Genomic DNA, 14,819 nt, shown 5'->3' on the forward strand with positions numbered 1-14,819 from the left:
TTACTACGTTTAGGATAAGGTATCAGCAGTTATTTTTACTGCGTAAAACTGAAAAAACAAAAAATCACGATGCATCATCTGCATCGTGACTTTACCATTAAAAAGCGAGCTAATGGTCTAATGACCTGGCTCAACCACAATCCGCAACCCCATAGTGTAATTGGTCTTGTGATCGTTAAACTCTGCACCAACACCAAATTGGACACCGAATTTATCCGACAACTCGTAATGGACTTGCGGCATGATCAACAATGACCATTTATCGCGATCATGCCACGCTAAGTCATTCTCCAAACCTAGCGTCATGCGATCATTAACTTGATAAAACAAGGTGTAGTTGATAATCGCTTCCAATGATTGCTCAGCGTCGTCGCCAGTGCTATAACGCGCACCTGTCATCATCATTGCCGAGTAATTTTTATCGTAGACGAAACCGCTCAAATAAAGCGCCGTCCATTCAGTAAGATCTTCGTGGCGAAATTCCTCAGCAATAAACTGCCAACCATCAATGTAATTTGAAGCATCGCCAAATAATGGATTTTCAAAAGTGTACTGTACCGCAAACTTATAGGCTTCCAGCTTGCGACCTTCAAACGGCAATTCAAATTCGACAGCCAAGCCATCAACAACGGCTATTTCAACCTCTGGCGCCCACTCTACGTCACGATCAGACGTATTGTTTAAGGCAAATTCGCCTAACGTATTGATTTCAAATTCACCTTGTTTGGCACCTAGACCTCGAACCAAATCAAAAACCATAGGTTCTGGGATCGGTAGCGCTTCACGTGCTGATACTGAAAAGCTCGTACTAAGCGCACATGATAGAAATGCAGTAGCCATGATGGCAGATCTAGACGTTGAAAAAGTAAGGACGTTTTTCATCTTTGTTTTAATTAAAGTATGGTGAGTTTGGATTAATTATAACAAGCATCATAGAAAGCACGATGTAAAAGCTGGTAGTTTTTAAGTTTAAAAATGTAACCATTTGCGATACCCGAACAACGCAAAAACGCTAAAAACCGATAATTACCGATTTTTATACTGTCCTTAGCAATGACTTTACTGAAACAAAATATAGTCGTGTGGCAAAATATTGAGTTGTACTCGTTGGCCGACACTAAATGCTTGGTCACTATAGACGCTTAATTGATAGTTGTGCTCAGATGACTGCGGTGTTACTAAGTAATGATAGCCTTGCTCGGTGACATTGATATGATGAATCACCGATTCGCCGTGCTCATCAGCATCGATTTCAAGGTGTTGTGGCTTCACCAATAACTGCATTTTATTGCTATTGCCTAGCTCCTTGCCATTAACAGACAGTAAACCTATTGGTGTGTCTAATTGATCTTGATACAAGGTCGTTGTTAACCAAGAGCCGAGTTGCAAAAAGTCAGCGACTTGCCATGAATTAGGTTGTTGGCAAACCGCGAGCGGCTGACCAAACTGCAAAATATTGCCTTGATGCATCACGGCAATTTTATCGGCAAAAGTAAACACTTCATCTTTGTTATGGGTAACAAATATCGCGGTCATGTTGAGCGACTTGAGCAATTGACGTAACTCAATCATTAATTCATTGCGCAGGCGAGCATCAATATTTGAAAACGGCTCATCGAGTAACAATAGTTTAGGCTCAGGTGCTAGTGCTCGAGCTATCGCTACCCGTTGTTGTTGTCCGCCAGATAACTGATGCGGGAATCGCTGTTCAAACCCGTCAAGTTTTAGCAATTGCACTAGCTTAGTTACTTTTTCATTTTGCGTCACTTGACTAAACCGACCAATGCCATAAGCAATATTCTGTGCCACTGTCATGTGCGGAAACAAAGCGTAATCTTGGAAAATCACACCAATATGGCGCTTTTCAGGTGCTAGCATGGCAGAAGAACTCATCACGGGTAACTCTTCAATAGCAATTTGCCCTTTACTTGGTGTAATGAAACCCGCTAGTGTATTTAACAGGGTTGTTTTACCGCAGCCGCTTGGCCCGACTAAACCTAAAATCTCACCAGCATGCAGTGAAAAAGCCACCTGATTTAAAATTTTCTTGTTGCCTAATTCAACGTCCAATGCGTCTACGACAATAATAGGTTGCGATTGCACCGTTACACCTCTTGCTTACGGTTAAGCCAAATAATGGGGATTAGCCCAAATACCACAATTAAAATAGCACCCATGGCACCTTGCTCCAGCTGTTCATCAGAGATTAGCTGATAAATAAAGGTACTTAAGGTCTCAAAATTAAACGGGCGCAATAATAACACAGCGGGTAATTCTTTCATTGATTCAACAAACACTAACAGCCATGCGACAAATATAGAAGACTTTAACAACGGCAAGTGCACACGCCTAACCATAGTCGAGGGTTTACTACCTAAACTGCGAGCCGCTTTAGATAGGTTATCGGGTACTTGTTCCAAGCCACTGGTAATAGTGCCATTGGCGATCGCCATAAAGCGAACGACAAAGGCAAAGACAATCGCAAAAACAGTACCTGACAGCACGAGGCCTGGGCGCCCATAGCCGATAGCGTCAGCGAGATCATTTAACCAAAAATCAATCGGGCCAAACGTTGATAACAATGCCATTGCAAGCACAGTACCAGGAATGGCATAACCTAAACCGGAAAAGGAAACTGGGATAAATGCTAACTTATGCTTGGCAAACTTCTGATAAAAGCTAAACAGTAATGCTAATACTAATGCAACCGTTGCTGCCATTGCTGAGACATAAATCGAATTGCCACCAATCGTCAGTAACTGGGTTAACTGCTCAATGCTACTGTACTGCCAAGCCATAACTAACAATAGTGATAACGGCAAAACAAAACCTGCGATGACCAGTAACCAACAAAAACTAGTCGCCAAGGCGATAAGCGGTTTGCTAGTGGTAAATAGTGATTGTGACATCGCAAGGTTTTGACTTTGATTATTCAATGATGCTCGACTGCGTTGCTCTAATACCACCACCATAAAGACCAAAAGCAATAAAATACTGGCTAATGCATTAGCCGTAGCCAAATCACTGTAGCCTAACCACGTATCGTAAATAGCGGTCGTTAGTGTATTAACGGCAAAATATTGCACCGTGGCAAAGTCTGCTAAGGTTTCCATCAAGACCAAAGTAGCAGCAACAGCCAAAGTTGGTCGAATTAATGGCAGTATAATTCGCTTGATGCCATGCCAGGGTGTTTGCCCTAAACTTTGATTAGCTTGCAATAGTTTTGGGTCGATATTCTCTAATGCTGTGCGCGTTAACATATAAACGTAAGGAAACAAGACTAGGGCAATAATCACCGAGGCACCACCGAGCGTGCGCAAGTCAAAAAACCAGTAATCATTGGGTGATTGCCAACCAAACACAGTGCGTAAAAATCGCTGGACAGGTCCTGCGTAGTCGAATAGATCAGTATATAAATAGGCGATGAGATAAGCTGGCATCGCTAGCGGTAATAGCAATAACCACCGCAAATACCGACTGCCCTTAATCGGCAAAAAATGAAGGGCTAAGGCACTTACGCCACCAAAGAGTAAAGAGAGTACGACAACATTAAAGCCCAGTAATAAGGTATTAGACAGGTACTGAGGAAGAACCGTTTGCCATAGGTGGATAAAAAGTGAAAAAGGCGCAAAAGCACCTTGATAAAACATCACTAACACTGGCGTTAATAATGCCAGCGTTAAGAGACAAACAACAATAAATAAACTTATCGTTTTGGCGCGCATTGGCACGCCAAATAAGGGGGTCATCACAGATCGAATTGCACTTTATCTAATAACATTAATGCCGCTTTTCGATGTTTTGCAATTTTGGTGAGTGATAAGTTATCCGCTTTGAAATCGCCCCATGAAGCAACTAACTCAGAGCGTTTTACGCCAGCGCGCACTGGGTATTCCATGTTTACCTCAGCGTACATTTGTTGAGCTTGTTCAGACACTAAAAACTCCATTAGCGCTAAAGCGTTCTTTTGGTTAGGCGCGTATTTAGCCATCGCCATACCAGAAACATTGATATGAGCGCCGCGGTTCGCTTGGTTAGGGAAGTTAATGTTTACAGCATCCGCCCAAACCTTTTGCTTGTTATCGTTTAACATTTTGCCAAAGTAGTAACTGTTACCAATGGCTAAATCACACAAATCTTGGTGAATAGCTTGTACTTGACCGCGGTCATTACCTTGTGGTTTGCGCGCTAAGTTTGCTTTTACACCTTCTAACCAAGTTTGCGTTTTTGCTTCACCGTGGTGAGCAATCATTGAAGCAACCAATGCAACATTATATGGATGCTTACCTGAACGCGTACAAATACGACCTTTATATTTTGGTAGTGCTAAGTCTTCATAACTCAGTGCAACATCACCTAAGCGCTTTGCTGAATAGATGTTTCTAACGCGCGTTGTTAGTGAGAACCAGCGACTTTTGTCATCGCGCAAGTTTGCAGGAATCGCACTATTAATAATTTTAGAGTCAACCACCTGCAGTAATTGCTTGTCTTGTAATTCAACTAAACGTGAAATATCAGTAGTTAAAAGCACGTCAGCAGGGCTGTACTGACCTTCTCTGGCTAAACGCTCAGCCATACCGTCTTTAGCAAAAACAACGTTTACTTTTATACCGGTTTGCTCAGTAAATTTATTAAACATTGGCTCAACCAAGAATGGTTGACGATACGAATAAACATTAACTTCTTGTGCTGCATTGGCAACGCTTGATAAAGCGGCGACAAGCATCGAGGCTGCAATAATTAATTTTTTTAACATGATAGTTCCACAATTAATACGAAGTAGAGATGTTTGGTGAAATTTTTCTCATAACTTCACTCAGTTAGGCGCAAGAGTAAAGGAGCAAACAAACGGTGTCAAGCTTTTTGAGAATAGTTCTCATTTAGCCTCCTGAGACACCAACAGCGCCGATAACCATTAACCAAAACGCAAAAAATATTTTCAAGCGTTTAGCTGATAATTTTGCGACAATCGCCTTGGCTAACACGCCACCAAAGATAGCGCCAGGGCCGGCAAATAACACCACCTGCCAGTATACGTTAAAATCAACTAAGGTGTGTTGCCAGATTGCCGACCAGACAGTTAGTGCCGAAACAATCACGGCAACGGCAACCGCCATATTGACATCGAACCGGCGGATAATTAAATAAATCGCTAATAGCTCACCAATCCCGACACTCAACCAAGCTGTGACCGCTCCGCCGAACAGTGAAATAACACAGATCATCAACCAATCAATCGGTTGTACAGTTTGATGTAAAGGCTGAGGCTTTAATACCAAGGCGATAAAGATAATGCCAATACCTAATAGTAATGAAAACCAACTAAAGCTGTAATGCAAACTCGATGGCGGGGCTAAATCTAGGCCATAAACTGCCCACAAGCCAATAATTGAAGCAATAGCCGACACTTTAATGACGGGAAAAAAACTTGGCCAAAGCCCTGATGGTTCGCGCTCTAATTTATAGTGATAAAACCATGTTAATGCACCTGCCGTCATACCAAAACACTGGATGGCAAAGCTCGTTGCTATTGCTTGGCTCTCGGTAAAACCCAGTTTATTAAACATGGGAATAAAAACGACACCACCGCCCGCACCCGTTGAATTTGCAAAAATAGCACCTAAAACACCGAGTAAACTAAACACCGTATAATCAATTAAATTAGTTAAGGTATCTGGCGCAAAGGCAATTAAAATCCCCCAAAATGTGACCAAAAACAGTAAGAACTTTGGGTTAGAAATACGCATCGGATTTTTTAAAGCCGGTGAAATCGCCTCTACTGGCTGATTTGGCGTTTCGAGCATTGAATACTATCTCTTTCTATTTGTCTTGTTTTAAGCCTTGGCTGTTAATAAACGCAACCACTTCATCACTCAGCGCTGATTTAGATAAGTAATGGCGCATCGCTCCTTGGTTAAAAATATAACCTTGAGATGATTGTTCTACGCTCGATATTTCAGACCAGTTTAATTGCTGATTAATATAGGCTGAATTAATCGCAATGCCTTGCTCGTCGATAGTTAATTCAACGGGGTTATTCGCTGCTTTAGACATAAGCTGTCGCCATAGCCACCAGGTTTTAGCAAAGCGCACGCTCAAGGCTTCAACCACACCTAAGCCAACAATAAAGTAGCTCAAGTGAATTAACTTAGCGTTAGTGGCAAAGGCTGAAACGAACAAACCAAACAAAAACAACACAATGGCTTTTTTATAAGCTTGCCAACCCGTTTTTTTGATTGCTGTTTGCTCGTATACTTCAGTGTAATACTGTCTATCGAGAATAAATTGGTGTTGATACTTCACAAAATTTCTATCGGTATATAAACGCTTTTCGCTAGTCTAACCGATCATACCTCAGAAATAAGTAAATTTTTATCGTCTTGCGCGACTTTAAAAATCGGTTTATTAACCTGAGCTTTGGACAAGCGGTTAGCTAACCAAATAAAAGCAAACGCTTGCAACCACGATTAACAAATTCACAAAATTTTTAGTTAGTAATTAACCCGCATTAGCGCGACAATAACAGCTAACTCATGAACTTATGGCGATATTTATGCTTAATATTGATGACCCAAATAACCAACCTACCACAGCGGCCATTTGGCAACTCGGCTTTAGACCGTTTTTTCTCTTTGGTGCGTTATTTGCGGCTTTAGCCATCCCCGCTTGGCTTGTTACCTTATACCTACCTGAATATGCTTGGGTCAACGTTCCACCGCTTTGGTGGCACCCGCATGAGTTAATATTCGGTTTTGCTATGGCAATCATCGCAGGTTTTTTACTCACTGCGGTGAAAAACTGGACAGGTCAACATACCTATAGCGGTTGGCAATTAGCGATCGTTTTTGGCTGTTGGGCAATGGCTCGCGTGCTGTTATTTGTTCCCTCTTCTATCCCATTAGAATTCGCCGCATTGTTTGATTTTATTTTTATGGCGGCGGTTATCTCAAAAATATTTCAATGCATAGTTAAAGCAAAACAGTGGCGTAATATCGCAATCCCTATTGGCTTGAGCTTTGCCCTATTGATAAACGGTATCAGCTATTGGGCATTAGCGACTCAAGACTATTTCTTAGCGAGCAATACTTGGCTTGCCATGATGTTTATGATCGCTCTGCTGATCAGTTTTATTGGCGGTCGGGTGATCCCATTCTTCACTTCAGCCAAATTAAACATTGAGCGCAAAAACCCCATTGTATGGTTGGATTTACTGGCCTTTAGCAGCTTAGCGATACTGGTTGTTGTTACTTTGCTCAATGCATTAAATACACCTTTTGCGCAAGCGTGTTTATTGATCGCTTCTGCAGCTACCTTTGGCAGGATGTCGCGTTGGCAATTTAAAGCGTCATTGCAAGAGCCGATGCTTTGGTCACTCCAATTGAGCTATATGTGTTTGCCAATAACACTGCTCGTCATGGCAATTTTAACGCCAACGCCATTTGTCGTAAAAAACATCATGCACTTCTTTGCTATTGGGACAATCGCTGGCGTTTGTTTGTCGATGATCACTCGGGTGTCACTTGGCCATACCGGCAGAGATATTTATCAAGGTCCGAATATGACAGGGCCATTTATTTATATGCTCTTCGCCGCATTTAGCCGTGGCGTAATGCCCTTAATTCAACCGGAGTTTATGGCGGAATGGCACCTGTTGTCAGGCTTGCTGTGGACAGCTGCATTCGGTCACTTTGTTTTCCACTTTAGTAAGATTTTATTTAGCTACCGACCTGACGGTCGGCCGGGCTAATGCGTATGCTTAGCCCTGATTTACTTAACTTTAGTTACTTATCTCTAGTTATTTAGCCATGTTGAACAAGCGCAATAGCTTGTTCAACAATTTGCGCTTTACTTGGCAAAACGTGGTAAGCCGCGCTACCTAAAGGAATAAAGCTATCTTGAGCGCACAATCGAGATACATGTGCCATGTTGTAACCTTGCTCAGCAATTAAGGTAAACAAGGCTTCAGAAATAGAGCCTGTTTGACGACATTCATCAACTATCAATACCCGCTGACAGGCGTTTACTTGCGCTAAAATGCCAGCTTCATCAAGTGGCGCTAAGTAACGCAAATCAACCACGCGAGCATCAATACCTTGCTCAGCAAGTGTTTGCTGTGCCTGACGCGATAAATAATAGCCATTGCCATAACTTAATATACAGAGATCTTTGCCGCTACCGTGCGTATTAATGGTCAGCTGGCTTGAGGCGTTGGCTTGGTTATCGGCATGGTTATCGGCTTGAATCGACGAATAGTCAAACGTCCACAAACCATCGTTTTCAGTGTGTAAATCTTTGGTCATATAGAGCGCGATAGGCTCTAAAAATATCACGACGCGCTGCTCTTCATGGGCAAGGCGAACACAGTTCCTCAATAACTTAACGCCGTCTTCACCATTGGACGGACAAGCAATAATAACGCCCGGTATATCACGAAATACGGCAAACGAATTGTCGTTGTGGAAATGCCCACCAAAGCCGCGTTGATAGGCTAAGCCGGCCACTCGAATCACCATAGGATTAGTACATTGGCCATTAGAGAAAAACGACAGTGTTGCCGCTTCTCCGCGAATTTGATCTTCAGCATTGTGAACATAAGCCAAAAATTGAATTTCAGGTATCGGTAATAGCCCATTATGTGCTAAACCTATCGCGCCACCGAGAATGGTTTGTTCATCGAGCGGCGTATTCACCACGCGATTTGAGCCGTATAAATCATACAGCTTGTGGGTCACATTATAGACACCGCCTTTTTTGCCGATATCTTCACCACACATAACAATTGAGGGATATTGCGCCATTAAATCAATCAACGTCCAGTTTAATAGCTTGGCTAGGTGCTGTTTTTTGGCCAAGTTATGTCGTTCATGAACAAACAGTTGACTGCGAATATCCTGCTCAACGGCTTTGGGTAGTTGCTTATCTGATTTAGGCGGAATAATACTGGCCATAACCTCATCGGCATTGGCTAGCTTGGGCCTTTCAACCGCTATTTTCGCCGTCTTTTCAACTAACTCAGCAACGTGCTGATATTTTTCAATCAGCTGCGCTTTGGTCATTAATTTCGATTCAAGTAACATGCGAGCACTGTGTAATAACGGATCTTGAAATTCAGTTGCTTCAATATCTTCAAGGCGACGATAAACAAATTCGGAATCAGAGCCAGCATGACCTAATAGCCGAATCAATTTTACGTGCAAAAAGACGGGTTTTTGGTGCTCTCTGGCGTAATCAACGGCTTGTTTGGTGACTTTATAAGTATCGAGCAAGCTCAGACCATCACAGCTAAAATAAGTTAATCCACAGCGATTTTTATAATTTGCCTCTATCCACCCTGCTGGTGTTGCCGTAGAAATCCCAATGCCATTATCTTCGCAAATAAAGACTAACGGCAAAGGCACCGACTGAAATGCAATCCACGCTGCTGTATTTAACGCGCCTTGGGCGGTTGAGTGGTTGGCAGAGGCATCGCCAAAATTACACAACACCACGCTTGAGCTCGATAGTTCGCCGGCTTGCTCAATGCGCCTAGCTAAAGGGATGCTAAATGCAGTGCCGACGGCTTTTGGTAAATGAGAGGCAATGGTACTGGTTTGCGGCGGAATATTTAGGGCTTTACTCCCAAGTACCTTGTGGCGACCACCAGAGATAGGATCATCACTTGATGCGGCAAACGACAGCAACATATCGTAAATGACATCAATACCCGCATTTTTCGCTCTTTGCACCATGAAAGCGCCACTGCGATAGTGTAAAAATGCCATGTCATCTTGACGAAACGCAAGACCATAAGCAGCATTAGCCTCATGGCCTGCACTGCCAATGGTATAAAAGCTTTGCTGATTTTTTTGCATCACCCGCGAGTGTAAGTCAAGGTGTCGACTAATGAGTTGACTGTCAAATAAATCAAGTACTTGCTCATTGCTCAAATCCGACTCTTCAATGGTAGTTGAGCTCAGTGGCTCAGGTAAATTATCGGCTTTAACCAAGCGTATAAAATTATCTTTGACCAACTGATTTCTATCTGACATAACAACCCTTATGGCGAACTTAGCGCACTTTTATTTATCGTTGATTTTGCAAATATTTACTTAGAAAAAAGCCTGAAGCCCAGTTTGCGCACGACCCAAAATCAGGGCGTGAACGTCGTGGGTACCTTCATAGGTATTAACCGCTTCTAAATTCATGACATGACGAATCACGTGAAACTCATCACTGATGCCATTGCCACCATGCATGTCGCGAGCTTGTCGTGCAATATCTAATGCTTTGCCACAGGAGTTGCGCTTGATTAAAGAAATTGCTTCAGGTGCTAACAGTCCTTGGTCGAGCATACGCCCAGCCTGTAAACAAGCCATTAAACCGGTTGTTATTTCTGTTTGCATATCGGCTAATTTCTTTTGCATTAATTGGGTTGCCGCTAAAGGTCGACCAAATTGCTCTCGATCAAGGCTATATTGACGCGCCGCATGCCAACAAAACTCAGCCGCCCCCAATGCTCCCCATGCAATGCCATATCGGGCTTTATTCAAACAGCCAAATGGCCCTGATAAACCTTTGGCATTGGGTAAGATGTTTTCATTAGGCACAAAGACGTTATCCATTACGATTTCACCAGTAATTGATGCGCGCAATGAGAATTTGCCCTCTATTTTCGGCGCAGATAAACCACTCATGCCTTTTTCTAAAATGAAGCCGCGAATGACATCATCGAGCTTTGCCCAAACCACAAACACATCGGCGATCGGCGAATTGGTGATCCACATTTTTGTGCCGGTAAGTGAGTAACCACCATCAACAGCTACAGCTTTAGTGCTCATACTTGCCGGATCAGAACCAGAATTTGGTTCGGTCAAACCAAAACAACCAACCCATTCTCCACTGGCAAGTTTAGGTAAGTATTTATCTTTTTGTGCGTCACTACCATAGGCGTGAATCGGGTGCATCACCAGTGACGATTGAACACTCATCGCACTGCGATAACCACTGTCAACGCGCTCAACTTCTCTGGCAATTAAGCCATAAGCCACGTGATTGACATTGGCACAACCATATTTTTCTGGCAGCGTTGCACCGAGCAGTCCCATCTCGCCCATTTCCTGCATGATCTCAACATCAAAGTGCTCGTTGCGGTTTGCCGTTAATACGCGAGACATCAGCTTTTCTTGACAATAATCTCGCGCGCTATCGCGAATAATCCGCTCTTCTTCCGTTAGTACCTGATCTAATAGTAATGGGTCTTGCCAGTTAAACGCAGGTCGTTGCTTATTAGCCGTCATAGTGATACTCATAAAATAATCAAATTAACTTGATAATAATGAAATTATCGATCAAGCGGTAATATATATTTTCTTTATTTGCTATAGTTTTATCCTATAACAAATAACGTGAATATCAGATGGATTTAAAAGCCTTACAATATTTTATCGCTGTGTACGAACAGAAAAGTTTAACGAAAGCAGCTAAGATCTGCTTTGTTGCTCAGCCGTCGATTTCATCAGCCATCATGCAACTAGAGCAGAGCCTAAACACTGAGCTGTTTAGCCGGCATCCAAGAGGTGTCGTGCCTTTAGTTAGCGCCAATCAATTATACCCGCTAGCTAAGCAACTGCTTGGGCAAGCCGATGCAGTGAAAAACCTTTTTAGCCAAGCTAAACAGCATATTGAATTTAAGCTCGGGGTCACACGAGGTTTAGGGGTTCAGCGGATGAGCGCCTTACTCAAAGACTTTACTGCAATATCAGACAATATCGCGCTGAGTTTAGTTGCCCCAGAGCAAAGCTGTAATGCGCGGATCATCACAACCGATGAGCTTAGCCCACATGAGCAAAGCGTCAACCTTTGGCAAGAAAGTTATTTACTGGCATTGCCTTACAATCACGTATTGGCCTTACAGCCGAGTTTGCAATTGCGTGACTTAGATCAGCTTACCTTTATTGCGCGCTCTCCCTGTAATGCCGGTGATGCGTTAGCTAAACTGTGTCATGAAAAGCAAATAAGCCTTGATGTAAGGGCAAAGATTCGAACAATTGATTACGCTTTAGGGCTTGTCAGTGCTGGCTTAGGTGCAGCATTAGTGCCCGCATACCCAGAAGTTTTAGAGAAAACCGATATCGTCTTCAAAACGATTGAAGAATTTAATTTCAAACGCCAAGTGGTGTTCGCTTACGATAAATTATCGCCAACGCTTAAACCCTTTATTGAGGTAGTTAAACGCCACCGTTAATACATTATACCAATCTGGATAAATAAATGGTCGCTCAGCTTGAGTTAAAAGATTGTAATACGCGGCACTTGTTTTTAGATATGGTTATTCCATTTCAAAAACCAGTAACAATATATTAAAGCCTTTTAGCCAAGCCCTCAGGAGCTCATCAGTCACCCGATTACTGCCCTAAATTTTCTAGATATAGAATAACTATATTTAGAAAATTTAGATTGTACTCGAATGACTGATGTAGCTCTGAGCTGACCATATTATTATCGAGATTGGTATTACAAAAAAGCCCTTGCTGAAAAATCAACAAGGGCTTTATGTGCTAATAACTAAATACAATTAAAAGTGAATTTCTGCGCCAGCGTAAACACCTTTAAAGTTGATATCAGCGTATAGATCATCAACGTCTTCAATATCTAGAGAAACCTGGCGATAGCCTAGGAAAATATTGACATCGACAGCAATATTATCAACCAGTTCATAGGCGATACCAGCTTGTGCATCGTAGAAAGTGTGATCATCAAATGCCAGTAGGTTAGCTTCACCGTATAGACTTAAACCTGTAAAAGGTAAGCCGACTTTAGCCGCGCCGTATAGCATAGGTACGATACCCGAGAAATCTTCTTCAGCACTTTCCGATAATGTAGCTATTGTACCAACAACACCGGCAAAACCGTCAACATCACGACCTGTTAAACCAAGATCTAAGCTAACTAAGCCGTTGTCTAAAATTTCATAATACAAGGTGTAATCGACAAAACTTAAATCAAAGGTGGCATCAACCGTTGTGCCTGCCGGAAAGCTTACGCCTTGAAAGTCAAAATCTTCATCTAAGACGGTTTGACCACTAGTATCAAGATCTGAAGTGGCAATTTTTACATTTGGAATTAACGGGATCGGGTGCTCAAAAGCAATGTAATAACTGCCCTTCTTTTTGTTGGTAAAGTTAAAGTCAACTAAATTATTTTGCTCACCAAATTCACCCGATGATTTTTGATCCCAAACCGAACCACCAATATAAATGCCTAAAACATCAGCTTGAGCACTTGTTGATAACAGTGCCGCGCAACTTGCTGCGATGAGTGCTTTTTTCATTGTTACTACCCTTGACTAAGTAAAGTGTTAAGATCGATCAGCGCTGCATTGGCGCGTGATATATAATTTGCCATGACCAGTGAGTGATTGGCTAACATACCAAAACCATCACCGTTTAATATCATTGGACTCCAGACAGGTTGTTGGCTAGCTTCAAGTTCGCGAATGATTTGCTGAACGCTCACTTTTGCATTTTTTTTCTCTAACACGTCATTAAAGTCAACTTCAATGGCTTTTAAAAAGTGCAGTAAAGCCCAACTTGCGCCACGTGCTTCATAAAAAACATCGTCTATTTTCCACCAGCTAGTTTTAACTTGCATTGATGGCTCGCCATAAGTTGACTGCTGCGCAACACTATCACCTGCTAGATCAATATTCAATTGATCTCTGCCAACACTTGCACTTAGACGCTGTGAATAACTACCTAGGCGTTTTTCAACTTCTTTTAGCCAGTCTCTTAAGTTGTCTGCACGGGCATAAAACTGTGCCGATGGCGTTCGATTGTCGGCTAGGGCTTTTCGGTACAAGTATAGCTCTTTAATCGCTTTACCGTATTCACTTTCCGCACTCGGAAACGCCCAGCTACGGTGATCAATATTAAAACGCGGTTGTGCTTTTTGTAGATAAGGGTTTTCTGTCGACTGAGATTGTGAACGGCTAAACTCTTGGCGCATCACTAAAGACATATCGCGCACCATCTCTAGCACACCAAATTCCCACGAAGGAATATTGTCTAAAAACACCGATGGCGGCATGGCATCGTTCGCCAAATACCCGCCCGGTTTATTCAATAGGGTTTCAGCAACGCGAATTAACGATGTCGTTGTTGTATAACCTACAACTAGCTTAACCTGCTCTTTTTGAGCATCGGCAATAGCTTCTTGCTTAATGTCTATCTGATTTGGCTCGAAACTCCAATAAACACCAATAAAATAATTGATAAGTAAGATAGCGCCAAGCACTGTGGCAATTGTTTTAGGGGAGAATTTATCTGTCATAACACTTCCTTAATGGTGTTGATGAGTATTTACGTGTTTGATACTTTTTATCGGCAAATCCACAACGATTGGTGGGTGCTCTTCAAACAACAAGGTTAAGCTTTCGCTTTGTCCATGCTTTAACGACTGTTGAATATCAAACGCCATGATATGCAATCCGGCTGGCTCAAGCGTTACCGTTTGATGAGCAGGAATAATGATTTTATCGACCTGCCCCATGCGCATCATGCCGTTGACCATTGTGTGTTCGTGTAGCTCGATTCTTGGGCTAAAGCTCGCTTTGGCCGCTACCAAAATAATCTCAACAGCGTGGTGATTAGTAATGCGCATATAGCTAGATGTGACATTCGTTCCCGGAATCAGCTCTCGCATATATTGACCAGACACCTCAACTTCACCAGCTATAGCTTTTGCAAACGGCGCTAACAAAAGACAAAGCGCTATTGGCATAATAAAAGTCATTACTTTGTTCATTTTTATCCTATACATCCTGTAGTAAAACAACTAACTTA

Annotated in this window: 13 protein-coding genes; 2 read left to right on the forward strand and 11 right to left on the reverse strand. The window is 42.4% G+C overall.

What is annotated here, in order from left to right:
• Positions 1-117: 117 nt before the first annotated feature.
• From LP316_RS00920 to LP316_RS00945, 6 genes are all read right to left on the reverse strand, one after another.
• Positions 118-840: a hypothetical protein gene (locus LP316_RS00920; protein WP_193022244.1), complete on the reverse strand. Its 723-nt coding sequence runs from the start codon at positions 838-840 to the stop codon at positions 118-120.
• A gap of 219 nt (positions 841-1,059) precedes the next feature.
• The gene (locus tag LP316_RS00925; RefSeq protein WP_193022245.1) at positions 1,060-2,103 is read right to left on the reverse strand and encodes an ABC transporter ATP-binding protein; all 1,044 of its coding nucleotides are present in this window, start codon (positions 2,101-2,103) and stop codon (positions 1,060-1,062) included.
• Positions 2,104-2,105: 2 nt separating this feature from the next.
• Positions 2,106-3,749: an ABC transporter permease gene (locus LP316_RS00930; protein ID WP_226960832.1), complete on the reverse strand. Its 1,644-nt coding sequence runs from the start codon at positions 3,747-3,749 to the stop codon at positions 2,106-2,108.
• Positions 3,749-4,756: a Fe(3+) ABC transporter substrate-binding protein gene (locus LP316_RS00935; RefSeq protein ID WP_193022246.1), complete on the reverse strand. Its 1,008-nt coding sequence runs from the start codon at positions 4,754-4,756 to the stop codon at positions 3,749-3,751. Before LP316_RS00935 ends, LP316_RS00930 begins: the two co-directional genes overlap by 1 nt.
• Positions 4,757-4,880: 124 nt before the next feature.
• A complete protein-coding gene (locus tag LP316_RS00940) occupies positions 4,881-5,804 on the reverse strand; it encodes a sulfite exporter TauE/SafE family protein (RefSeq protein WP_226960772.1) in 924 nt (307 codons plus the stop codon).
• Between the two features lie 16 nt (positions 5,805-5,820).
• The gene (locus tag LP316_RS00945) at positions 5,821-6,303 is read right to left on the reverse strand and encodes a YcxB family protein (protein WP_193022247.1); all 483 of its coding nucleotides are present in this window, start codon (positions 6,301-6,303) and stop codon (positions 5,821-5,823) included.
• Positions 6,304-6,553: 250 nt separating this feature from the next.
• On the opposite strand from LP316_RS00945, the gene LP316_RS00950 reads away from it, so the two are divergent.
• Positions 6,554-7,747 (forward strand): NnrS family protein, encoded by a 1,194-nt coding sequence (locus LP316_RS00950; RefSeq protein ID WP_193022248.1) that lies wholly within the window; start codon positions 6,554-6,556, stop codon positions 7,745-7,747.
• 52 nt (positions 7,748-7,799) lie between these two features.
• Here the strand turns inward: LP316_RS00950 and LP316_RS00955 are convergent, their stop codons facing one another.
• Positions 7,800-10,028 (reverse strand): dehydrogenase E1 component subunit alpha/beta, encoded by a 2,229-nt coding sequence (locus LP316_RS00955; protein WP_193022249.1) that lies wholly within the window; start codon positions 10,026-10,028, stop codon positions 7,800-7,802.
• Between the two features lie 60 nt (positions 10,029-10,088).
• Positions 10,089-11,276 carry an acyl-CoA dehydrogenase gene (locus tag LP316_RS00960; protein WP_193022250.1) on the reverse strand — a complete coding sequence of 396 codons (1,188 nt, stop codon included), beginning with the start codon at positions 11,274-11,276 and terminating at the stop codon, positions 10,089-10,091.
• A 119-nt stretch (positions 11,277-11,395) separates the two neighbouring features.
• Here LP316_RS00960 and LP316_RS00965 point away from each other — a divergent pair, with 119 nt between their 5' ends.
• A complete protein-coding gene (locus LP316_RS00965) occupies positions 11,396-12,223 on the forward strand; it encodes a LysR family transcriptional regulator (protein WP_193022251.1) in 828 nt (275 codons plus the stop codon).
• A 330-nt stretch (positions 12,224-12,553) separates the two neighbouring features.
• On the opposite strand, the gene LP316_RS00970 is transcribed toward LP316_RS00965, so the two are convergent.
• Genes LP316_RS00970 through LP316_RS00980 form a run of 3 tightly spaced genes read right to left on the reverse strand, consistent with a single transcriptional unit; the run spans position 12,554 to position 14,781 of the window.
• Positions 12,554-13,309: a TIGR04219 family outer membrane beta-barrel protein gene (locus LP316_RS00970; protein ID WP_193022252.1), complete on the reverse strand. Its 756-nt coding sequence runs from the start codon at positions 13,307-13,309 to the stop codon at positions 12,554-12,556.
• 5 nt (positions 13,310-13,314) lie between these two features.
• The gene (locus LP316_RS00975; protein ID WP_193022253.1) at positions 13,315-14,307 is read right to left on the reverse strand and encodes a DUF2333 family protein; all 993 of its coding nucleotides are present in this window, start codon (positions 14,305-14,307) and stop codon (positions 13,315-13,317) included.
• 9 nt (positions 14,308-14,316) lie between these two features.
• Entirely contained in the window at positions 14,317-14,781 is a 465-nt protein-coding gene (locus tag LP316_RS00980; protein ID WP_193022254.1) for a copper chaperone PCu(A)C, read from the reverse strand.
• Positions 14,782-14,819: the final 38 nt, after the last annotated feature.

It is taken from the genome of Thalassotalea sp. LPB0316 (assembly GCF_014898095.1).
Classification (GTDB): domain Bacteria; phylum Pseudomonadota; class Gammaproteobacteria; order Enterobacterales; family Alteromonadaceae; genus Thalassotalea_G.